At 70.5% G+C, this 22,513-nt stretch carries 19 protein-coding genes; 6 read left to right on the top strand and 13 right to left on the bottom strand.

The window, feature by feature from the left end:
* The first annotated feature begins 125 nt into the window (after positions 1-125).
* Complete coding sequence (gene glgB, locus FB561_RS33490) at positions 126-2,405, top strand: 1,4-alpha-glucan branching protein GlgB (protein ID WP_145814030.1); 2,280 nt, start codon at positions 126-128, stop codon at positions 2,403-2,405.
* On the opposite strand, the gene FB561_RS33485 is transcribed toward glgB, so the two are convergent.
* The 4 genes from FB561_RS33485 to FB561_RS33470 all read right to left on the bottom strand — a co-directional run bounded on the left by FB561_RS33485 (position 2,402) and on the right by FB561_RS33470 (position 7,784).
* The gene (locus FB561_RS33485; protein WP_145814029.1) at positions 2,402-3,709 is read right to left on the bottom strand and encodes a hypothetical protein; all 1,308 of its coding nucleotides are present in this window, start codon (positions 3,707-3,709) and stop codon (positions 2,402-2,404) included. The genes glgB and FB561_RS33485 overlap by 4 nt on opposite strands.
* Before the next feature lie 84 nt (positions 3,710-3,793).
* Positions 3,794-5,104, bottom strand: a complete 1,311-nt coding sequence (locus FB561_RS33480) for a hypothetical protein (protein ID WP_145814028.1) — start codon at positions 5,102-5,104, stop codon at positions 3,794-3,796.
* A gap of 9 nt (positions 5,105-5,113) precedes the next feature.
* The gene (locus tag FB561_RS33475; protein ID WP_145814027.1) at positions 5,114-6,397 is read right to left on the bottom strand and encodes a hypothetical protein; all 1,284 of its coding nucleotides are present in this window, start codon (positions 6,395-6,397) and stop codon (positions 5,114-5,116) included.
* 67 nt (positions 6,398-6,464) lie between these two features.
* Entirely contained in the window at positions 6,465-7,784 is a 1,320-nt protein-coding gene (locus FB561_RS33470) for a hypothetical protein (protein ID WP_145814026.1), read from the bottom strand.
* Between the two features lie 103 nt (positions 7,785-7,887).
* On the opposite strand from FB561_RS33470, the gene FB561_RS33465 reads away from it, so the two are divergent.
* On the top strand, positions 7,888-8,913 hold the full coding sequence (locus FB561_RS33465; protein WP_238335281.1) for an NUDIX hydrolase: 1,026 nt from the start codon (positions 7,888-7,890) through the stop codon (positions 8,911-8,913).
* Here the strand turns inward: FB561_RS33465 and FB561_RS33460 are convergent.
* From FB561_RS33460 to FB561_RS33440, 5 genes are all read right to left on the bottom strand, one after another.
* Positions 8,883-9,689 (bottom strand): hypothetical protein, encoded by an 807-nt coding sequence (locus FB561_RS33460; RefSeq protein WP_145814025.1) that lies wholly within the window; start codon positions 9,687-9,689, stop codon positions 8,883-8,885. The genes FB561_RS33465 and FB561_RS33460 overlap by 31 nt on opposite strands.
* A gap of 51 nt (positions 9,690-9,740) precedes the next feature.
* A complete protein-coding gene (locus tag FB561_RS33455) occupies positions 9,741-10,625 on the bottom strand; it encodes a phosphotransferase family protein (RefSeq protein WP_202880985.1) in 885 nt (294 codons plus the stop codon).
* Complete coding sequence (locus FB561_RS33450) at positions 10,622-11,005, bottom strand: DUF4870 domain-containing protein (protein WP_238335280.1); 384 nt, start codon at positions 11,003-11,005, stop codon at positions 10,622-10,624. The genes FB561_RS33455 and FB561_RS33450 overlap by 4 nt, the downstream gene beginning before the upstream one ends.
* A gap of 7 nt (positions 11,006-11,012) precedes the next feature.
* A complete protein-coding gene (locus FB561_RS33445; RefSeq protein ID WP_145814024.1) occupies positions 11,013-12,257 on the bottom strand; it encodes an RNA polymerase sigma factor in 1,245 nt (414 codons plus the stop codon).
* 82 nt (positions 12,258-12,339) lie between these two features.
* Positions 12,340-12,705, bottom strand: a complete 366-nt coding sequence (locus tag FB561_RS33440; RefSeq protein ID WP_145814023.1) for a YciI family protein — start codon at positions 12,703-12,705, stop codon at positions 12,340-12,342.
* Between the two features lie 199 nt (positions 12,706-12,904).
* Here FB561_RS33440 and FB561_RS33435 point away from each other — a divergent pair, with 199 nt between their 5' ends.
* A complete protein-coding gene (locus FB561_RS33435) occupies positions 12,905-14,347 on the top strand; it encodes a flavin-containing monooxygenase (protein WP_145814022.1) in 1,443 nt (480 codons plus the stop codon).
* Between the two features lie 12 nt (positions 14,348-14,359).
* Here FB561_RS33435 and FB561_RS33430 read toward each other — a convergent pair whose 3' ends face one another.
* Positions 14,360-15,502, bottom strand: coding sequence for a citrate/2-methylcitrate synthase (locus FB561_RS33430; protein WP_145814021.1), 1,143 nt, complete (start codon positions 15,500-15,502; stop codon positions 14,360-14,362).
* A 75-nt stretch (positions 15,503-15,577) separates the two neighbouring features.
* Between FB561_RS33430 and FB561_RS33425 the strand changes: the two genes are divergently transcribed.
* The gene (locus tag FB561_RS33425; protein ID WP_145814020.1) at positions 15,578-16,750 is read left to right on the top strand and encodes a citrate synthase; all 1,173 of its coding nucleotides are present in this window, start codon (positions 15,578-15,580) and stop codon (positions 16,748-16,750) included.
* Here the strand turns inward: FB561_RS33425 and FB561_RS33420 are convergent.
* The gene (locus tag FB561_RS33420; RefSeq protein ID WP_238335279.1) at positions 16,747-18,129 is read right to left on the bottom strand and encodes a hypothetical protein; all 1,383 of its coding nucleotides are present in this window, start codon (positions 18,127-18,129) and stop codon (positions 16,747-16,749) included. The two genes, FB561_RS33425 and FB561_RS33420, sit on opposite strands and share 4 nt — an antisense overlap.
* A gap of 33 nt (positions 18,130-18,162) precedes the next feature.
* Positions 18,163-19,047: a MurR/RpiR family transcriptional regulator gene (locus tag FB561_RS33415; RefSeq protein ID WP_145814019.1), complete on the bottom strand. Its 885-nt coding sequence runs from the start codon at positions 19,045-19,047 to the stop codon at positions 18,163-18,165.
* Between the two features lie 118 nt (positions 19,048-19,165).
* On the opposite strand from FB561_RS33415, the gene FB561_RS33410 reads away from it, so the two are divergent.
* Together FB561_RS33410 and FB561_RS33405 are read left to right on the top strand one after the other, a co-directional pair.
* On the top strand, positions 19,166-20,302 hold the full coding sequence (locus tag FB561_RS33410) for an L-talarate/galactarate dehydratase (protein WP_145814018.1): 1,137 nt from the start codon (positions 19,166-19,168) through the stop codon (positions 20,300-20,302).
* On the top strand, positions 20,302-21,009 hold the full coding sequence (locus FB561_RS33405; protein ID WP_170284920.1) for a FadR/GntR family transcriptional regulator: 708 nt from the start codon (positions 20,302-20,304) through the stop codon (positions 21,007-21,009). Before FB561_RS33410 ends, FB561_RS33405 begins: the two co-directional genes overlap by 1 nt.
* Positions 21,010-21,012: 3 nt before the next feature.
* On the opposite strand, the gene FB561_RS33400 is transcribed toward FB561_RS33405, so the two are convergent.
* On the bottom strand, positions 21,013-22,512 hold the full coding sequence (locus FB561_RS33400) for a tripartite tricarboxylate transporter permease (RefSeq protein WP_145814017.1): 1,500 nt from the start codon (positions 22,510-22,512) through the stop codon (positions 21,013-21,015).
* Position 22,513 lies beyond the last annotated feature (1 nt).

Genomic DNA, 22,513 nt, shown 5'->3' with positions numbered 1-22,513 from the left:
CGCGGCACGGTACCAACGGTGGCGAGGTGACGACAGAGCGGACCCGGCGCCCGGTTCTGTGTGGTGATCGGCGACTCGGGTACCGGAGCAGGAACATCGAGCTATCGATCGGGCAGGATGTGTTCATGGGATCGAGGGAGCACGACGCCGAGGCGCGAACGCCTTTGTCGGCGGAGATGAGCGAGCCGGCGGTACGGGCGAAGGACGAGGGGCCGCGGGTGGTGCCGGTGGAGCGCGGGGTGCTCGAACGGCTGGTCGCGGGCGTCTACCACGATCCGCACCAGGTGCTCGGTCCGCACGTCGGCGACGGTGGCGTGACGTTGCGCGTACTGCGCCCGTTCGCCCGCAGCGTGGTCGCGGTGTACGACGGTGAGCGCGTCGAGCTGGAGCACGAGTACGAAGGTGTCTGGGTCGGCGTCCTGGCGGTCGACAAGGTGCCCGACTACCGGCTCGAGGTGACCTACACCGACGGGCCCGCGGTCGAGGTGGACGACCCGTACCGCTACCTGCCGTCGCTCGGCGAGATGGACCTGCACCTGATCGGCGAGGGCCGGCACGAGGAACTGTGGACCGTGCTCGGCGCGCACGTCCGCCGGTACGACGGTCCGGCCGGCACCGTGACCGGCACGTCGTTCGCGGTCTGGGCCCCGAACGCGCAGGGCATCCGGCTCACCGCCGACTTCAACTTCTGGGACGGCCGCGCGCATCCGATGCGGTCGCTCGGCGGCAGCGGGGTCTGGGAGCTGTTCGTTCCCGGCGTCGGCCCGGGCACCCGGTACAAGTTCGACATCTGCGGCCGGGACGGCGTCTGGCGGCAGAAGGCGGACCCGATGGCGAACCTGGCCGAGACGCCGCCCGCGAACGCGTCGGTCGTGCACGAGTCGCGGTACGAGTGGCAGGACGCGGACTGGATCGAGCGGCGCGCGTCCTGGCAGGCGTACAAGGAACCGATGAGCGTCTACGAGGTGCACCTCGGGTCCTGGCGCAAGGGCCGCTCGTACCGGGAGCTGGCCGAGGAGCTCGTTGCCTATGTCAACGAGATGGGCTTCACCCACGTCGAGCTGATGCCGGTGATGGAGCACCCGTTCGGCGGCTCCTGGGGCTACCAGGTCACCTCGTACTTCGCACCGACCTCGCGGTTCGGCGACCCGGACGACTTCCGGTTCCTGGTGGACTCGCTGCACGCGGCCGGGATCGGCGTCATCGTCGACTGGGTGCCGGCGCACTTCCCCAAGGACGCCTGGGCGCTGGCCCGGTTCGACGGCACGCCGCTGTACGAGCACCCGGACCCGCGTCGCGGTGAACAGCCCGACTGGGGCACGCTGGTGTTCGACTTCGGTCGGCCGCAGGTCCGCAACTTCCTGGTGGCGAACGCGCTGTACTGGGCCGAGGAGTTCCACATCGACGGGCTGCGCGTCGACGCGGTCGCTTCGATGCTCTACCTGGACTACTCGCGCCAAGAGGGCCAGTGGGTGCCGAACCAGTACGGCGGCCGGGAGAACCTGGAGGCCGTCTCGTTCCTGCAGGAGATGAACGCCACCCTGTACAAGCGGGTGCCGGGCGTCATCACCGTCGCCGAGGAGTCGACCTCGTGGCCCGGCGTCACCCGGGCGACGCATCTGGGCGGACTCGGCTTCGGCTTCAAGTGGAACATGGGCTGGATGAACGACTCGCTGCGCTACCTGGAGCACGAGCCGGTGCATCGCCAGTACCACCATCACGAGCTGACGTTCTCGATGATGTACGCGTACTCCGAGAACTACGTGCTGCCGCTGTCGCACGACGAGGTGGTGCACGGCAAGGGGTCGTTGCTGCGCAAGATGCCGGGCGACCGCTGGCAGCAACTGGCGAACCTGCGCGCGTACCTGGCGATGATGTGGGCGCACCCGGGCAAGCAGCTGCTGTTCATGGGCGGCGAGTTCGGCCAGGAGTCGGAGTGGTCCGAGAAGGGCGAGCTCGACTGGTGGCTGCTGGACCACGCCGACCACCAGGGCCTGCACAAGCTGGTCAAGGACCTGAACACGCTGTACCGGGAGACCCGCTCGCTGTGGGGCACCGACACCGCGGCCGACCGGTTCTCCTGGATCGACGCGAACGATGCCTCCAACAACGTCTTCAGCTTCGTCCGGTTCGGCGACGAGGGCGACCCGACGCTCGCCTGCGTGGTCAACTTCTCCGCCGTCCCCCACCACGGGTACCGCCTCGGCCTGCCCTTCGAGGGGTACTGGCAGGAGGTGCTGAACACGGACGCCCACGAGTTCGGCGGCTCCGGCGTCGGCAACTACGGCGGCGTGGAGGCCAACGGCACCGGCTGGCACGGCATGGCCAGCAGCGCCGAGCTGTCGGTTCCCCCGCTCGGCGCTGTCTGGCTACGCCATCACACCGGCATCCAGCAGGCCGACTAACGCACGGTCAGCGTGAACGGATAGGTGTACCCCGCGTCGACCGGCAGCCCGGTGCTCCCGGTCGACGCGGCCACCCACCAGCGGAACTGGTGCGTGCCCACCCGGTTGAAGGCGAACGGCCCGCTCTCCGCACCACCCCCCACCAGCGTGCGGTACATCAGCCCCTGCCACTGACCACTCGCGTTCTTGAACTGCAGCGCGACCTGATGCGATCCGTACGGCGCCACCACCACCGTCGCGTTCGGCTGCTGGCCGAGCGCGATCTCCGGCTCGACGAAGCGCGCCTCGATCACCTGCGGGATCGCCCGGGTCACCTTCGGGGTGCTGATGCTCTGGTAGTTCGCCAGCCCGGCGCCGGCACTTTCCTTGAGCACCGCCCGGTACTCCCGCGCCCCGGTGTTGGCGATCACGAACGTGTACTTGCCCTGGGCATCGGTCTTGGCGACGCCGATCACGTACCACGGGCTGGTCGCGCTGTTCCGGCCGTGCAGCACCATCTCGCGTCCACCCAGACCGTTCATCCCCGGCGGGAGCGTGCACTCCCCCGGGCCGGTGTGCGCGAGCTCCTGCAGCGAGATCGCGCCGCTCATCGTCAGCCGGCCCCCGTAGACCCCGGCCGCCGGCGTACTGAACGTCGTCGAGGACGTCCGGACCCGCACACTCGCCAGCTTGCTCTCGCCCCATTCGTTCGCGAGGACGAGATCGGCGGTGTACGCCCCGGGCTGTCGCGGCACGGTGCCGCTCAGGCCGGTCGTGGCCGGGAGCGAGACCGACTCGCAGCGGCCCGCGTCGGACCGGAGGAGCCGAGGCTGGATCCGGCCGGGATCGCTGACGTCCAACGGGTCGTTCGGCGTCGTGTCGGTCGCGGTGTCGGGCGCGAACTGCCACTGCAACGCGCCGGCCGTCATCATCGGCGCCAGCGCGGTCTCGCCGCGAACGTACCGGTCGAAGGCCGCCGACGAGGCGCCCGCCGTACTCGGATCCTCGACGTAGATCCGCGCTGTCGAGGCTGGGTCGTGCGACGGCTTCAGGGCCGAGATCGGCACGATCAACTCGTTCGGCGCAGTCGCCGAGGTGACGCCGATCCGCTCGGTCTGCCCGGCCGTCTTCAGGAAGATCGAGTTCTCGCGACCGGCCGGCTCGGTCCAGCTGATCCGCACCTTTCCGGCCCCCGCCCAGGCGAGCCGCACGTCCGCGACGGCCGCCGACGACGGTGCTGCTGGGGCCGCCTGGGCCGCTTGGGCGACCGTCGGCACCGCGAGCGCACCCACCACGGCCATCGCCGCCAATGACTTCTTCACCATGCTGTTTCCCCCAGGTCCGATGAATGCCCCCAAGTGGAGGCACTGACTCAGACGCCGTGAGGGTGAGCAAAGGTTGATAACGAATCAGGTGACTTTCAGGCTGAAGACTCCCGAGTACACCGGGTCGGCCTTCAGCCCGGTCCCGGTCGTGCTGCCCGGCACCCACCAGCGGAACTGGGTCGTGCCCCGGCGGTTCCACGGGAAGGACAGCAGGCCGCGGCCGGCGTACAGGGTCTTGGAGGAGATGCCCTGCCAGGCACCGCTCGCGTTCTTGAACTGGAGCGCCGCCTGCTGGGTCCCGGCGGGATCCACCCACAGGTACGCCTGCGGTTTGGTGCCATAGGCAACCACCGGCTGGATGAACTTGGCCGAGACGACCCGCGTCGAGGCCTTCACCGAGTGGACCGGTGAGGCGGCGCCGTACGTCGCCGAGTTGTACTCCGCGGAGGCGGCGATCACGGCGCGGTACTCGCGGGCGCCGGGGTTGCGGACCGTGAAGGTGTACTTGCCGGTGCTGTCCGTCTTGGTCGTACCGACGACGTACCAAGGGCCGGTCGTGGTGTCGCGCGCGTGCAGGATCACGGTCCGGCCGGCGTAGGTCGCGCCGTTGACCTCGCGACAGGCCGGCGGCATGCCCGACTGATAGATGAAGCACGTGCCCGTGGTCCCGGTCAGGGTGATCGGAGCGCCGAACCCGGTCGCGGCCGGCGCGGTCATCGTGACGGACGACGTGCCCGTGGAGGAGATCGACCCGAGCCGGCCCGCCGGACTCCACTCGTTGACGCTGTACATCATCAGGGAGTACGGCTTGCTCCGATTCGCCACGACACCGGTCAGGGCCGTGGTCGCGGGGAGGTCCACCGCGCCACAGTCCATCACTGTGTGCGGCAGCTCGTCGAGGAGGAGCTGGACCCGGTACCGGGTCGGCTGGTCGACGTCGAGCGGATCGTCCGGCGTGGTGTCCGGGCCAGGCTCCGGTGGGATCGTCCAGCGCACCCCGCCGTCCGTGGTGAAGGTGAGGACCGGATCCGGGAGGTCGCGGAGATATCGGTCGAAGTCGGCCGACCGGGCCTCGTCGCCGCTCGGTTCGGAGACCACGATCCGGGCGACGTCGGCCGGATTCCCGTTCGGTTGCAGGGACGAGCTGGCAACGAGCAGCTCGTTCGGCTGGTCGGCCGGCAGGGTCCCCAGTCGCCGGTCGTCGGTACCGGGGCGTTCGAGCACGATCGTGTTCGGCGCCGGCGCGGTCTCGGTCCAGGTGATCCGGACCTTCTGGTACGTGCTGTCCACCCACGCCACCTGGACACTGGCGGCGAGGATGTCGACCTTGGGGGAAGGTGGTGCGGTGACTCCGCCGCCCAGCAAGGCCAGCGCCACTACGGAATGCGTCAGCATGGTTTCCTCCTAGCGGACGGTCAGGGAGAACGTCGGACTGTAGACAGGCTCGACCGGGAGCCTGGTGCTGGTGGTGCTCCCCGGCACCCACCAGCGGAACTGCGTGACACCTCGACGGTTCCACGGGAAGCTCAGCAGCCCGCGCCCGGAGGCCAACGTCTTGTACGAGACGCCCTGCCAGACCCCGTTCGCGTTCTTGAACTGCAACGCGGCCCGTTGCGAACCAGGCGGGTCCACCCACAGGTACGCCCGCGGTTTGGTGCCGTAGGCAACCGCCGGCTGGATGAACTTCGCCGCCACGACCCGCGTCGTCGCCCGCACGGTCTGCTGGGCGGAAGCGCCGTACCGGACCCCGTGGAAGATCAGCGCGTCGGCGCGGGCGACCCGGTACTCGCGGGTGCCCGGGTTGCGCAGGTCGACGGTGTAGCGGCCGACCGGGTCCGTCTGGACGGTGCCGACCACGTACCAAGCGGAGGTGCTGGAGTCACGGGCCTGCAGGACGAGCTTCTCCTGGTAGACCGACTGGCTCTCCGCGGTGCAGGTGATCGTGTCGTTGAGGGTCACGGTCCGCACCGCACCGGTCAGCCGGAGCTGGGACCCGTACGCCGTGGCGGTCGCGCCGCTCACCGTCACGGTGCTGTGGTCGATCCGGAAGTCGAGATAGCCGACACCACGCGGATTCCACTCGTTGGCCGCGTCGACGGCGAACAGGGCGGACCGTCCGTCGTCGGGGATCGTGCCCGTCTCGTCCCGGATACTCGGGAGCTTCCTGACCTCGCACTTGCCCGACTCAACACTCTGCAGCAGTCGAGGGGTGTATGTGGTCGACGCGGCCAGATCGAGTGGGTCACCGGGGTTGGGGTCCACCGGTGCGGGTGGCAACGTCCAGCGCGCCGATCGGTCCGCCGCGAAGGTGATGGTCGGCCAGGTGACCACTCGGAGATACCGGTCGAACGGGACCGACTGCGCCTCACCACCGGCCGGGTCCGTGACGACGATCCGCGCGTTCTCCTGCTGGGTGCTGTAGCCGAGGTAGCTGGTGTTGATCAGCACCTCGTCGGCGCCCGTGGCCGCGGTGGAGCCGAGATCCAGCCGGGGCTCGCCGCCTTCCACCTCGAGCCAGAGCCGGTTCGCGACCGGGGTCGTCTCGGTCCAGCTGACCCGGATCTTCGCGTGCGACGCATCCGCCCACGCGATCCGTACCCCCGAGATCCCCGGACTCGCCGCACCGGCCGGGAGGGCGGGTGCGGCGAGCAGTACGACGAGTCCTGCCAGCAACGCGGTCTTCTGCATCGGTGATCCCCCAACGGTGAGTCCTTACTCACCCCGATGCGGAGGATCGACCGAAAGTTGCGGCCTGCTACTTCACGGTCAGCGTGAAGACCGGGCTGTAGGTGGCGTCGGCGCCACCGTAGGCCGGGACCCACCAACGGAACTGGAAGGTGCCGCGGGTGTTCCAGGTGAACGGCAGCAACCCGCGCCCGGCGTACAGGGTCTTGTACGACAGGCCCTGCCAGGCGCCGCCGGCGTTCTTGAACTGCAGCGCGGCCTGCTGCGTACCGGCCGGGTCGACCCACAGGTACGCCTGCGGCTGGGTGCCGGACGTGATGGTCGGCGTGATGAACTTCGCCGACACCACCACCGTCGTCGAGCGGACCGCCGTGCTGTCCGACGGCGCTCCCCCGTACGCCGCGAAGCCGACGCCGGCCGTGTTGGAGCGGAGGACGCGGTACTCGCGGTAGCCCGGGTTCTTCACGACGGCCGTGTACTTGCCGGTGGCATCCGTCTTGGTGGTGCCCACCACGGTCCATGCCGCCGTACTCGACGTCCGCTGCTGCAGGACGACGGGCTGGTTCTGCACGGGCGAGGTGACCTCGTCACAGGCCGGCGGGCTGCCACCGATCGGGAGACCCCGGCCGGTGACCTGGCCGGTGATCGTGGTGTTCGACCCGTACTGCGTACTGGCCGGCGCGCTGATCGTGATCCCCGTGGTCACGGTGACGTCGACGGACGGGCCGAGCCGCGCACCCCATTCGTTGTCCGGGTTCACGGACAGCACGGACGGCTTCCCGTTCGAGGTGGCGAGCCCGGTCGGTCCGGCCGCGACCGGGAGATCCTCGGTCTCGCAGTCGACCGACGCCGCGGCCGGATCCGGGTCCGTCCGCCGGATCGGCAGGTACCGGTCCTGCCCGGCCGGCAGGTCGAGCGGGTCGTTCGGGGTGCCGTCGACGCTGGTGTCCGGCGGGACCGTCCAGCGGACCTGGTTGTCGGCGGTGAACGACGCGGTCACGGACGCCGGCTGGTACAGGTACCGGTCGAAGTCCACCGAGCGCGCCTGGACCGCCGGCGTCGCGCTGTCGCCGACCACGATCCAGCTCTTGGACGCGCGGTTCGCGGTGTTGCCCAGGCTGGCCGAGTCGATGATGAACGAGTTGCCCGCGTCGGCCGGGACGGTGCCGAGCTCGGTCGGCGGCCCGCTGTCGGTGACCAGGGCGACCGTGTTCGCGGCCGGGCTGTCCTCGGTCCAGGTGATCTTGAGATTGGTGTGTTCCGGATCGGCCCAGCTGACCTGGACCGCGCTGATCGCGGTGACGCTGCGCGAGTCCGCCACAGCGGTCTGCGAGCCCACTCCCCCCAGCAGCGCGGCGACGCCGGCCACTGCGATCGACCTCTTCAGCATCAATGCTCCTTCCCTCTCCCCACGCCAGATGCCGCCTTCCCCCAGAAGGTTGCGGACAGTCTGCCAAACGGGTCCGCTTCGGTCGTGCGGTACCGTGCCAGCCGTGACTGGTGTGCCGCCGCAACCGACACTGACCGATGGTGAGCTGACGCTCCGCCCGTGGCGGGACGAGGACGTCGACGTCGCCCACGAGCTGGCCGACGACGAGATGGTCCGGTGGTTCGGGCTCCCCGCGAACGCGCCGCGGTCCCGGCTGGCCGCGGCGGTCGAGCGCTGGCGGCAGGGATACGCGGACGACCGCTCGGTAGTGAACTTCGTCGTCGAGCTGGCCGGGGCGACCGGTCCCGTCGGCTCGGTCCAGATCCGGCGGCTGTCGCCCGGCGTCGGCGGCGTCACCTGGACGACGTACAAGCCGTACCGCGGACAGCGGGTGGCCCAGCGCGCGGTCCGGCTGCTGGTGGTCTACGCGTTCGGTGAGCTCGGGCTGGACCGGCTGCAGGTCGAGGTGGATCCGGAGAACCGCGCGTCCGCCCGGATCGCGATCCGGTCCGGGTTCCGCCGGGAAGGGCTGCTCCGCGGCGGCGCCTTCCGGCACGGCGAGCGGCGTGACGTCGCGGTGTACGGGCTGCGTCGTGACGATCCACGCGCGGACACGTTGTCCGGCTGGACCGCGTTGATGGACTCGGTGCTGCCGAAGAAGCGGGTGATCGCGCACGTCGTCGTCCGCGACACCGGCGGCCGGGTGCTGCTCTGCCAAGTCAGCTATAAGAAGGACCTCGAACTCCCCGGTGGCGTGGTCGAACCGGACGAGGATCCGGCGACCGGTGCGACCCGGGAGATGGAGGAGGAGCTCGGCGTCGCGCTGCCGATCCAGGGCATCCTGGCGATCGACTGGCTGCCGCGCTGGGAGGGCTGGGGCGACGCGATCGAGATCCTCTACGACGGCGGTGTCCACGCTCCGGCCCTGCTCGAGGAGTTGCAGCCCGACGGGTTCGAGATCCTCGGCCTCGGCTGGTACCGGCCCGAGGACCTGGCCGGTGTGGTCTCACCGTTGAACGCTCGCCGGCTCCCGTCCCTGCTGGCGAATCCGGGTGCGCTTCACAACTTGCGGGACGGCTCGCCCTTCTGACTCACGGCGAGCCGGTACCGCCCGAGCGCGAGCCCGAGCACCGCCAGCACCGCGACCCCCACGGCCAGGTAGGTCAGGCCGTGCGCGAACGACAGGTCGACGTAGCCCAGGTTCCGGCCGGCGCCGGGATCCTCGGTGTGGATGGCGTACTGCGTGCCGTTGTCCAGCACCGCGTACACGTTGATCGCCGGGAGCCACTGGCCGATGTGGTTCATGGTGCTGCCGCCGGTCCGCTCCGGCTCCCAGACCGTCATCAGCTCCACCGCGGCCCCGAACCAGACCAGGAAGACCACGACGATCGTGTACCGCCAGAAGATCAGGCTGATCAGGACGCCCAGCCAGGACGCCACGACCGTGAGCACCACGATCCCGCCGCCCATCGCCAGCAGCTCACCGGTCGTCGTCACGGCAGGCTTGGCCCCGTTGCCGGCCAGGATCGCCGCGGCCACCGCGGTCGCGACGAGCGTCGGCACTACCACTGCGACCGTCACCACCGCACTCGTCCCCAGCTTGGCGACGACCGTCCGCCAGGGATGCGCCGACGGCTTCACCCCGAGCGGGAGCTTGGGCGCGGACACGCACACGCCGAGCGTCAGGGCCACCAGCATGAGGAAGTAGCCCTGGCCCGGGAAACCCATTTCGAGCTGGCGCCGGAACGGTTCACCGGGGCGGAAGTCGGGCGCTTCCACAGCACAGAGGATCCCGACCAGCACCAGTCCGCCGAGCACCCACGGCAGTCTGAACACCCGCCGCAGATCGTCACCGAACTCGCCCATCTCCGCCTCCCGCCTCGGCCTTCAAGGTAAGACCGAGCAGGTTCACTTCGATCAGAGCGCGGCGCGAACGTCCGGGCGGTTGAGGTTGCCGACGCACCAGGCGAAGTGACCGTCACTGCCGTCCGCGTTGTAGACGGTCGCGGTCGTGATCGCGTACGCCGCGCGGTACAGCAGCATCCGCTCGCGGGAGTGCCCGTCGGCCTCGAAGCGGGCCAGCAGCTCGTCGTCGACCGTGCGGGCATCGGGGCCGTACATGTCGTAGAACCCGGCGGCCGTGGCGGCGTCGAAGGTGTTGTCCCCGGCCGTGGTGAGGAAGCCCCAGTCCAGCACCGCGGTGAGCCGGCCGGTGTCGCCGACCAGGAGATTCGGCGGGCAGATGTCGCCGTGCACCACCCGCGGCGTCTCGACCACGATCTCCGGCAACCGGCGAGCGACCTGGTCCAGCAGCCCGGCGAATCCGTCGACGGCATCCTCCAGGAGCGACCGAGACAGCTGCGCCCGCCGGAGGACCAGGTCGGCGAAGGCCTCACCCCACGGTTTGCGGAACGGCTCGTCCAGCATCGGGAGCGCCGCGGTCGCGGGACCGGCCTCCGTCCGGCCGAGCGCCCGCACCACCTCGGCGAAGGCGTCGAATCCTTGCTCCTGCGTCACGGATCCGTCGGCGAGCGCCTGGTCGAGCGGCCGCCCGGCGAGCTTCGCCTCGACGCTGACGGCGCGCCCGTCCTCGGTCGCGACCGCCCGCAGGTCCGGGGTCCGGAACGGCAGCCGCTGACCGAGCAGCTCGTGCCCGAACGCCTGCAGGGGAAGGACTTCCGTCGCTGTCCGGGTGAACCACCGCTTGCCGACCAGGTCTCCGCCGAGATCGTGGACGGCGCCCTCCATTCCTTGTCCGATCGGCCGGACCGGGCCCTGCGCGTACGCGTCGAAAAGTCTCACTTCACCATCCGGAGGGTCAGCGGGTAGCGGTAGTCGCGGCCGTTCGACGCGGCGACGGTGGCCAGGATGATCAGGACCAGGGCCGCGATCGCGCCGATCGCGGCCAGCGGCAGCACGACGATCACGCCGAGGCCGAAGGTGATCACGATCAGCAGGCCGGCGACGACCGCGTAGATCAGCAACGAGAGCTGGAAGTTCAACGACTCCACCGCGTGCCGGCGGACGAACTCGGAACGGGACCGGTAGAGCAGCCAGACCACCAGCGGACAGAGGAAGCCCATCGCGAACCAGGCCGCGACCAGCACGCCGATGTGGGCGACCATCCCCCACGTCCGCTCCTCCGAGGGCGACAACGGCGCCCCCTCGCCGGGATAGCTCATATCTCAGTCAATCACCCGCTGCCGCCACCGGCAACGCGTTTCGCCGCCGGCGCAGGAACCGTTGCTCCGCCTCGTTCGCGGTCAACGCCACCGCCTCGTCGTACGCCGCGGCCGCCTCGTCCGCGCGGTCGAGCCGGGCCAGCACGTCGGCGCGGGCGGCCGGCAGGTACGCGTAGGACCTCAGCGCCGGTTCGTTGCCGAGAGCATCGAGCTCGGCGAGGACCGCGGCCAGGTCGGCACCGGGGACCAGGCTGTGCGCGGCCGCGCGGTTCAGCGCGACGATGGGCGACGGCCAGCTCAGCAGCATCGCGTCGTACATCCGGACCACCTGGTGCCAGTCGGTCTTCTCCCAGGACGGCGCGGTGACGTGCAACCCGGCGACCGCGGCCTGCAACGCGAACCGGCCCTGCCCCCGCCGCAACGCGCCGGTCGCGCGGGCGACCCCTTCGGCCAGCATCCGCGCGTCCCACCGGGTTCGGTCCTGGTCGGCCAGCAGGACCAGCTCGCCGTCGTCGCTCAGCCGGGCGTCACCCCGAGCCTGGGTCATCAGCAACAACCCCAGCAACGCCTGCGGTTCCGGCTCGGCCGGCATCAGCCGCACCAGCATCCGCGCGAGCTCGATCGCCCGGCCGGTCAGGTCCGCCCGGGTCAGGTCCGGCCCGGCCGCGACATGCCCGGCCGTGTAGACCAGGTGCACCACGGTGAGTACCACGTCAAGCCGCGCGGGCAGTTCCTCGTCGGCCGGGATCCGGTACGGGATACCCGCGGCCGCGATCTTCTTCTTCGCCCGGGTGATCCGCGCGGCCGCCGTCGGCTCGCTGATCAGCAACCCGGCCGCGACCTCCGGCGTACTCAGGCCGCAGATCAGCCGCAACGTCAGGGCGACCTGCGCCTGTCTGGCCAGCGCGGGGTGGCAACAGGTGAAGACGAGGCGCAGCGGATCCGTCGGTTGCTCGTCGTCCTCGCCGGCCGACGGCTCCTCGATCAGCAACGGCAACTTGCGGCGCAGGTTCGTCTCGCGCCGCAACCGGTCCAGCGCCAACCGGCGGGCCACCGTGGTGAGCCAGCCGCCGGGGTTGCGCGGGATCCCGTCCGGCCAGGTCCGCAGCGCCTGGACGAACGCGTCCTGCGTGCAGTCCTCGGCCAGGTCCAGGTCCCGGGTGAGGCGGACGGTCGACGCGAGCACGGTCGACCAGCACTCCCGATGCGCGGCGTCGACCTGCTCGACCACCTCCCGGGCACTCGCGCTCACTGCTCACCTCCTCGGTCCACCTCGTCACGGGAGGGGACCCACGACCGCTCGCGGGTCCCCCACCCTCCCTCCCGGAAGATTCTCAGGCCGGCGGTCCCGCACCCTCCGACGTGTCCATCAACGGCCGGACCTCGACGTTGCCCGCCGGCACCAGCTTGGCCAGCTCGAGCGCCTGGTCCAGGTCCTTGGCCTCGATCAGGTAGAAGCCGCCGAGGGCCTCCTTGGTCTCGATGAACGGCCCGTCGGTGACGAGCGGCTCGCCGCTGCCCTGCCGGACCGTGCTCGCGGTCGACGACCGCTGCAGCGCCTCCCCACCGAAGACCCTCGCACCGGCTGCCTCCACGGCCGCGGAGAACTCACCGTGGAGCTTCATCTGCCGCTCCCACTCCTCGGCGCTGATGTTGTCGTAGTCCTCGGAGTCGTACAGCAGGAACATGTACTGCGTCATGACTGGCTCCCCTTTTCTCAGGCTCTGTCTCAAGCGCTGTCTCGGGCTTCTTCTGACATCTTGCTGACGATCCGCCCGGGACGGAATCGACAGCGCCGACGAAGAACTTTCGGTACGGATTCCGTGACCTCGCGTACACCGCGATCCGGGCGGGTCGCCTACTGTTGAGGAAGCACTCAACAAGCCCCCGGAGGTACTCGTGGAGCACCTGGATGTCCTCGTCGTCGGCGCGGGCCTGTCCGGGATCGGCGCCGCCTACCGGCTGCAGACCCAGGCACCGCACCGCTCGTACGCCGTGCTCGAGGCGCGCGAGGGCCTGGGCGGGACGTGGGACCTGTTCCGCTATCCGGGGATCCGGTCGGACTCGGACATGTTCACGCTCGGCTTCCCGTTCCACCCGTGGAAGGCGGCGAAGGCGATCGCGGACGGCCCGTCGATCCTCGAGTACCTGCACGAGACCGCGGCCAAGTACGGCATCGACCGGCACATCCGCTTCGGCCAGCGGGTCCTACGGGCCTCCTGGTCGTCCGGCGACGCGCTGTGGACCGTGGAGACGAACGCGGGGACGTACACCTGCAGCTTCCTCTACGTATGCAGCGGGTACTACGACTACGACCGCGGTCATGTGGTCGACTTCCCCGGGATCGGCGAGTTCGAGGGTGAGGTCGTGCACCCGCAACACTGGCCGGACGACCTGGACCACGCCGGGAAGCAGGTCGTCGTGGTCGGCAGCGGCGCGACCGCGGTCACGCTGGTCCCCGCGATGGCGGACAGCGCCGCGCACGTGACGATGTTGCAGCGGTCCCCCAGTTACATCGCGTCCCGGCCGGCCCGGGACAAGGTCTCCGACCGGCTCCGCGCCGTCCTCCCCGAAGGCCTGGCGCATCGGGTGATCCGCGGCAAGAACGTTGCCTTCAGCACCCTGGTGTACTCCGCGTTCCGGCGCTGGCCCGGTCCGGCGAGCCGGTTGCTGCGGAAGGGGATCGCCAAGGAGCTGCCCGACTCGATCCCGCTCGACCCGCACTTCCGGCCGCGGTACCTGCCGTGGGACCAGCGGCTCTGTCTGGTCCCCGACGCGGATCTCTTCCGGTCACTCCGGGACGGCACGGCCTCCGTGGTGACCGACGAGATCGACACCTTCACCCCGACCGGGATCAGGCTGCGTTCCGGGACCGAGTTGCCCGCCGACGTCGTCGTCACCGCGACCGGGCTGCGGATGGTGGCCCTGGGCAAGATCGAGCTGACCGTCGACGGCCGGTCGGTCGACGTGCACGACACGTTCGTCTACAAGGGCATGATGCTCAGCGGCGTCCCCAACCTGGCCTGGTGCATCGGCTACACCAACAACTCCTGGACGCTGCGCTCCGACCTCACCTCGCAGTACGTCTGCCGGCTGCTGAACCACCTCGGCCGCACCGGGGCGGCGTACTGCGTCCCCGAGGTCGACGCAGCCGAGTACTCCGCGCCGGCGCGGCCGGTGGTCGACCTGTCGTCGGGCTACATCCGCCGCGCCGCCGCGATCCTGCCGCGCCAGGGCTCGTACGGGCCCTGGCGGTTGCGGCAGAACTACCCCCGCGACCTCGCCGTGCTGCGCTTCGGCCGGATCACCGATCCGGACCTGCACTTCCACCCGGCGGCATGACCGGGGCCGCCGTCAGCGCCGCGGCGGCGGGCCGACGTAGCGGGCGATCGGGCGGATGATCTTCGCCTCGGCCGCCTGCTCGAGGATGTTGGCGGACCAGCCGATGATCCGGCTGGCGGCGAAGGTCGGGGTGAACATGCTCCGCGGCAGCCCACACAGCTCCATCACCACGCCGGCGTAGAACTCCACGTTGGCGTAGAGGTTCCGCCCAGGCTTCAGCTCGGCCAGGATCTCGACGATGCGCCGTTCCACCGTGGTGGCGAAGTCGACCAGGTCGCCGCCGAGTTCCTCGGCGATCCCGCGCAGCATCAGCGAGCGCGGGTCCTCGGTCCGGTAGACCGCGTGCCCGAATCCCATGATCCGGTCCCCGTCGGTGACCTTGCGCCGGACCCAGGCATCGATCCGGTCCGGCGTCCCGATCTCGTCCAGGCTGGCCAGCGCGCGATCCGGCGCACCACCGTGCAGCGGACCCGAGAACGCCCCGATCGCGCCCGCGACGGCGGACACCACGTCGGCGCCGGTCGACGCGATCACCCGCGCGGTGAACGTCGACGCGTTGAACCCGTGGTCCACCGTGGCGATCAGGTAGTGCTCGATCGCGCGCGCCTCGGCGGCCGACGGCTCCCGCCCGGTGACGAGGTACAGCCAGTTCGCCGCGGTACCGAGGTCCGCCCGTGGTGCCAGCGGGTCCAGACCTTCGCGGAGCCGGTACAACGCGGCCAGGATCGTCGGGGTCACCGCGCAGACGAGCATCGCGTCGGCCTTGCGCCGGGCCGGATCCACGTCCCACAACGGTGGCAGCTCCCGCGCCGCGGCCAGCACCGACAACGCGGTCCGCAGACCGGCGAGCGGGTTGAACGACGGTCCCGCCTTCGCCACCGCGGGCAGGATCTCCTGGACCTCGTCCGGCAGCACCCGCAACGGCGCGAGCTCCGCGCCGAACCGGGCCCGCTCCTCGGCGCTCGGCAGGTGTCCCTCGAACAGCAGGAACCACACGTCCTCGACGGTCTTCGTGGTCGCCAGCTCGACCGCGGAGTACTGCCGGTAGTGGTAGAAGCCCTCCTGGCCGCGGACGTCGCCGAGCTCGGTCTCCGTGACGACGACGTTGCGCAGGCCGGGCGGGACGTCGATGGGGTGATCAACAGTGATGGACATGGGCTCAGCGTTGATCCGCGAATCAAGTATTGTCAATGTTGATCAAGTCAATGTCAGAGCCTCCGGGAGCGTGGGATGCCGCCGCCGAGTGACGAGCATTACCTGACCACGGCCGAGGTCGCGGCCCGGCTCAAGGTGAAACCCGAGACCGTGTACGCGTACGTCAGCCGCGGCCTGCTCACCAGTGTCCGGGCTCGCGGCCGCCGCGGCAGCTTGTTCGCCGAGGCCGACGTCGAGCGCCTGGTCAGCCGGACCGTGGACCATCCGGGCGCGATCGAGCGGATCGAGTCCGAGCTCACCCTGCTCACAGCGGACGAGCTGTACTACCGGGGCCGCCCGGTCCGCGAGCTCGCGACAAGCCAGTCGGTCGAGGCAGTGGCCGGACTGCTGTGGTCCGGCGACACGTCTCGCGACCTGTTCGGCGATGAGCCGTTCCCCGGACCACCCGACGCGGTGGAGCTGGCCCGGTCGGCGATGGCCGTGGCCCCCGAAGGTGCCCGGCTGACCGACCAGTTGCGCATCGCCGTCGCCGTCCTCGGTGCGGCTGATCCGTTGCGGTTCGACCTCGCCCCCGACTCGGTCGAGGCGGCCGCGCGCCGGCTGCTCGGCGTCCTCGTGGCCGCGCTACCCGGTCCGGACGGTCGCGGCAGCTTCGGCGCGAAGCTCTGGCCGAAGTTTTCGGGTGCGCGCCCTGGCCGGCCGGAGTTGCTGGACGCCGCGACCGTCCTGCTCGCGGATCACGGCCTCGCGGTGTCCACGGTCGCCGCCCGCGTCGCCGCGAGCGCCCGGGCCAACCTGTACGCCGTGGTCTCGGCCGGGCTCGGCGCACTCGACGGGCACCTGCACGGAGCCGCGACCACGCACGCGTACGAGTTCCTCGGCCGGGCGTTGCAGGATCCCGTGGTGGCACTGTCGGACCAGCTCCGCTCGGGCGAACCGGTCCCCGGGTTCGGGCACAAGGTGTACCGGGACCGGGATCCCCGGGCCGCCGTACTGCTCGAGCTCCTGGGCGACGGGCCGGTCGCCGAGACGGTTGCCGTGCTCACCGAACGGCTGCCCGGCTTCCCGAACAGCGACCTGGCCGTGGCCGCGATGATGCACGCGTACGACTTCCGGCCGGATGCGGGCGAGGCCTTGTTCGCCCTCGCCCGCACCATCGGCTGGACGGCGCACGCCCTGGAGGAGTACGCCCAGCCCGCCTTGCGGTTCCGTGCTCTCGGCGTCTACACGGGACCGCAGCACCTCTAACGAACGTGCAGGCGGAGCAGCTGGGCCGCACCCGGAGCCAGCGTGAGCGGGACCGTCGAGCCGCGGGTCGCGCTGTACTTGCTGGAGACCGGCTGGAAGAAGTCGACCCCGGTGACCTGGTCCGCGTTCAGGGTGAGCGTGGCTCGCGTGGACGTGGAGTGCGAGCGGTTCGCCACCAGGAGCCAGCGGTCCTTGACGGCCGAGTCGCGGCTCCGGAAGGTCCCGATCACCACGGGCTGCCCGCCGACCCCGGTGACCAGGTCGGTCGGCTGGAATCCCGCGGTCCCGTTGGGCAGCGGGGTCTCGTTCGCATGCTCGACGGTCTCGGAGACGAGCGGCTTGAGTTCGCGGCCGACCTGGTGCAGCCAGGTGGTGTTGATCTTCTTCGCCGCCGCGTACCGGGCGGTGCGCTTGCCGTCGACGGTGATCAGGGCCGGACCGAAGCCCTCGCCGCGCGCGGCCTCCGGGGTCCAGTAGGTGAAGTACTGGATGCCCTTCGCACCGTAGGCGAGGCTGATGTTGACCTGCCAGAGCAGCTCGGCCGCGGTCGGTTCCCGATGGTTGTTGTAGGCAAGGGTCTGGATGAACACCCAGGCCGGGACGTTCCCGCGCAACGCGGCGTTGCGGACGATCGCCCAGTTGTGGAAGTAGTTCGCGTCCTCCCGCCCCTCCGACAGCAGCGGGTACCGGTCGAACGAGACCAGCGACGGCTTCACCACGTCCACGAACGCGTCGTAGTACGCCGCGTCGTCGGACGGGAACAGGTTCACGTACGGCAGCAGTTGCGGCGCGAGCTCGCGGGACACGGCCAGCGCCTTCGCCAGCGTGCCGAACCAGCCGGCGCCGGGTTCGTCGTAGAAGTTGAACCCTGCCAGGGACGAGTACGGGCCGTACGCATCCCTGGCCCGGGTGAAGAGCTCGCGCGCCTCGGCCGGGGTGACGCTGAGGTGGTCGGCCGGGTTGTCCGAGATCGAGAACCAGCGGGCCATGTTCCGGATCTGGATGTCGTCGGAGATCAGCATCTTCAGCCCGGCCGTCCGGGCCAGGTCCAGCTGGTACTGGAAGATGTTGCCGTCGCCGGCGTAGTTGCCGGAGATGACGAAGTCGAAGCCGGCCTCGGCGATCTCGGCGAACCGCTGCGGCGTGCTCGCGTACGGATGCGGCGGCCAGAACAACCCGATCGGGAAGTCGGGCCCACCGGTCAGCGGCAGCGTGTCGGGCGACGGGATCGCCACGTCGGCGGCCGCCTGCGCCATCGAGGTCGCCGCGGTCGTCGCCGCCGCGGTCTGGGTCGCCGCGAAGGTCGCGGCGGCGGTGGCACCGGCTCCGAGCAGGAGGGTGCGGCGGCTCGGGGCAAGGCTGTGGTGCGGGCTCTGCATGGTTCCTCCAGGGCGGTGGGGATGTGCGGGGGATCAGCGATGCGGGGTCCGGTGACCGGCGACGGCGTCGGCGGTCAGGTCGAAGGCCTGGGTGGCCAGGGGGTAGTCGCGCTGGGCGACCCCGAGGTAGAGCGCGTCGAGCACGATCATCTGCGCGTGCCGGCCGGCCAGCCCGCCGGTCCGGAAGGTGACGTCGCGGGCCGCGGTGACCAGCACGATGTCGGCGGCCCGGGCCAGCGGCGACCGCGGGTAGTTGGTGATGGCAACGGTCTTCGCGCCCTGCCGGCGGGCCCGGCCGAGCGGTTCGAGCACCTCGTTGGTCTCACCGGTGTGGGAGATGCCGACCGCGACGTCACCGGCCCCGAGCAACGCCGAACTGGCCAAGGCGGTGTGCACGTCGCTCCAGCAGTTCGCACCTCGGCCGATCCGGTGCAGCCGGAGCCGCAGGTCCTCCGCGACCGACGCGGACCCGCCCACGGCGTAGAGGTCGATCCGGCGCGCGTCGGACAGCTCCCGGACGGCCTCACCGAGAGCGCGGACGTCCAGCTCGGCCACGGTGTCCTCGAGCGCCCGGGTGTCGGCGCGCAGCAACGTCTGCAGGACCTCGTCCAGGCTGTCGTCGGGTCCGACCTCGGCACCGGTCCCCCGCTCCCAGCTCGTACTGCTCCGGCCGCTCTCCGCCGCGAGCGCGAGCCGCAGCTCGGCGTACCCGGCGAGTCCGAGGGCCAGGCAGAACCGGGTGACGCTCGGCAGCGACGTCCCGCAGCGGGTGGCCAGTTCGCCGATCGTCGAGGACGCGACGCCGGCCGGATCACGGAGTACTTCCTGCGCGACCAACGCCTGCGCAGGGCTCAACGCCGGCAGCAGCCCGCGGATCCGGGCCTCCAGACTCGGCGGCGGCGACGCGGTGGCACTCATGTGAATGATTCTCAATACGGCTGTGAACGAGTGTCAATCGCTCACAGCCGATCAATCGCTGACCGGATCCGGTCACCGCAGCTTGTCGTACAAGTTGGCCACTCGTATGATCACTTGCATGCCGACCGCCAGCAGTGACCGCATCCGCCATGTCCAGTTGTCCTCCGTCGTCCTGCCGCTGGAGCAGCCGATCAGCGACGCCAAGGTGCTGACCGGGCGGCAGAAGCCGATGACCGAGATCGTCCTGTTGTTCGCGGAGATCCGCACCGAGCAGGACCGGCACGGCATCGGCTTCAGCTACTCGAAGCGGGCCGGCGGACCGGCGCAGTACGCCCACGCCAAGGAGATCGCCGGCAACCTGATCGGCGCCGACCCGTCCGACATCGCCAAGATCTACGACCAGCTGCTCTGGGCCGGCGCCTCGGTCGGCCGGTCGGGCGTCGCCACCCAGGCGATCGCCGCGCTCGACATCGCGCTGTGGGACCTGAAGGCCAAGCGGGCCGACCTGCCGCTGGCCAAGTTGCTCGGCGCGCACCGCGATTCGGTCCGCGCGTACAACACCTCCGGCGGATTCCTGCACGCGCCGCTGGACGAGGTCAAGGAGCGGGCCACCAAGTCGCTGGCCGACGGGATCGGCGGGATCAAGATCAAGGTCGGCCAGCCCGACACCCGCGAGGACCTGCGCCGGGTCCGGGCGGTCCGCGAGCACCTCGGCGCCGACGTCCCGCTGATGGTCGACGCCAACCAGCAGTGGGACCGCCCGACCGCGCTCCGGGTCGGCCGCGCGCTGGAGGAGTTCGACCTGGTCTGGATCGAGGAGCCGCTGGACGCCTACGACGCCGAGGGGCACGCGCACCTCGCCGAGCAGCTGGACACCCCGATCGCGACCGGCGAGATGCTCGGCAGCGTGACCGAGCACGTCCGGCTGATCGAGGCCCGGGCGGCCGACATCATCCAGCCGGACGCGCCCCGGATCGGCGGGATCACGCCGTTCCTGCGGCTCGCGACCCTGGCCGACCACCACGGCCTCCAGCTCGCGCCGCACTTCGCGATGGAGATCCACCTGCACCTGGCCGCGACGTACCCGCGGGAGCCCTGGGTCGAGCACTTCGAGTGGCTGAACCCGTTGTTCAACGAGCGGCTGGAGACCCTCGACGGCCGGATGCTGGTCCCGGACCGGCCCGGCCTCGGCTTCACCACCAGCGAGCAGTGCCGGGCCTGGACCGTCGACGCGGCCGAGTTCGGCACCGCCTGATGACCGAGCTGGACCGGGCGGCCGGCCGCGGCCTCGCGCACGAACTGGTCGAGGCGCTGAAGGCGAAGATCCTCGGCGGCGAGATCGAACCGGGCCGCAAGCTGCCGGCCGAGAGCTCGCTGATGGCCGAGTACGCCGTCAGCCGGACCGTGGTGCGCGAGGCGATCTCGCGGTTGCAGGCGGCCGGGCTGGTCGAGACGTTCCAGGGCCGCGGCTCGTTCGTGCTGGCGGTGCCGGAGCCGAGCCCGTTCTCGCTGCCGGCCGACCGGCTCCGGTCCCACCGCGACATCCTCGACCTGCTCGACTTCCGGCTCGGGCTGGAGGTCGAGGCGGCCGGGCTCGCCGCCCAGCGCCGGACCGAGCACCAGTTGAAGGCGATCGAGCGCGCGCTGGGCGACTTCCGGCGCGCGGCCGACAACCCGGCCCAGGCGGTGGAGGCCGACTACGCCTTCCACCTCAAGGTCGCGGCCGCCTCCGGCAACCACTTCTTCACCGAGCTGCTCGGCTCGCTCGGCCCGATGATGATCATGCTCCCGCGGACCCGGCTGGACGCCGCCTACTCCTACGACGACGCCGCCCACTTCACCCGGGTCACGCTGGAGCACGAGAACATCCACGACGCGATCGCCCGCGCCGATGCCGAAGCCGCGCGCGCCGCGGCCCGCGTACACCTGGCCAATTCCCGGCATCGTCTGCAGGAAGGCTGACCGTCAGAACGAACTGCGTCGCCGTTGCTTCTTCAGGACTAGCTTGACCACCGGCAGCAGCAGTACGGCCAGCAGGATCGCCAGCACCGTGCCGCTGATCGGCCGGGTGACGAAGCCGGTGACGTCGCCCTCGAAGATCAGCAGCGACTGCCGGACCGCGGTCTCCATCACGCTGCCGAGGACGAACGCGAGCACCAACGGCCCCGGCTCGAACCCGAACTTCTTCATCAGGTAGCCGATCACGCCGAACACGATCACCAGGAAGATGTCGAACACCTGGTTGTTCACCGTGTAGACGCCGAGCAACGTGATCAGCACCGTGATCGGGGCCAGCACGGCCGGCCGGATCCGGAGGATGCGGACGAACAACCCGACCATCGGGATGCTCATCACCAGCAGCAGGATGTTGCCGATGTACATCGAGTTGATCACCCCCCAGAACAGGTCCGGGTGGTCCGAGACCAGCTGCGGGCCGGGCGGGATGCCCTGGATCAGCAGCGCGCCGAACATCAGCGCCATCGTCGCGTTCGCCGGGATGCCCAACGTCAGCAGCGGGATGAACGACGAGGTCGCGGCGGCGTTGTTCGCGGTCTCCGGCGCCGCGACGCCCTCGATCGCGCCCTTGCCGAACCGCTCGGGCTGCTTGGCCCGGCGCTTCTCGGTGGCGTACGCGACCAGCGACGACAGGGTCGCGCCACCGCCCGGAAGGACACCGAGCACGAACCCGATCACCGAGCCGCGGCCGATCGCGCCCCGGGCCTCCCGCAGTTCCGCCCGGGACGGCCACACGTTCGCGACCTTGGCCGGCGCCTGCACCTTGTTGTGCCGCTCCTCCAGGTTGTAGAGGATCTCGCCGAGCCCGAACAGGCCCATCGCGATCGGTACGAAGTCGATGCCGTCGGCAAGGTTCAGGCTGTCGAAGGTGAACCGGTTGGCGCCGGTGAAGGTGTCCCGGCCGACCGTCGCGAGCAGCAGCCCGATCGCGGCCGCGATCACCGACTTGGTCTTGCCGCCGTTGCCGACGGTCGCGACCAGCAGCACGCCGAGCAGCGCCAGCGCGGCGTACTCCGGTGGGCCGAAGTCCAGTGCGACAGCGGCCACGATCGGGGCGAGCAGGGTCAGCCCGACGATGGAGATAGTGCCGCCGACGAACGAACCGATGGCGGCGATCCCCAACGCGGTCCCGGCCCGGCCCTGTTTGGCGAGCGCGTGGCCGTCGAACACCGTGACGACCGACGAGGCCTCACCGGGCAGGCGGAGCAGGACCGACGTGATGGTGCCGCCGTACTGGGCGCCGTAGAAGATGCCGGCCAGCATGATGATCGCCGACACCGGCTCCACGCCGTACGTGATCGGCAGCAGGATCGCGATCGTGGCGGCCGGGCCGAGACCGGGCAGAACGCCGATCAGCATGCCGATCACGACACCGACCAGGCAGTACAGCAGGTTGGCCGGTTCGAGCACGACGCCGAAGCCGCCGACGACCGGGGTCAGGAAGTCCATC

Source organism: Kribbella amoyensis (assembly GCF_007828865.1).
Classification (GTDB): Bacteria; Actinomycetota; Actinomycetes; order Propionibacteriales; family Kribbellaceae; genus Kribbella; species Kribbella amoyensis.
This window is presented reverse-complemented; position numbering and strand designations above follow the sequence as displayed.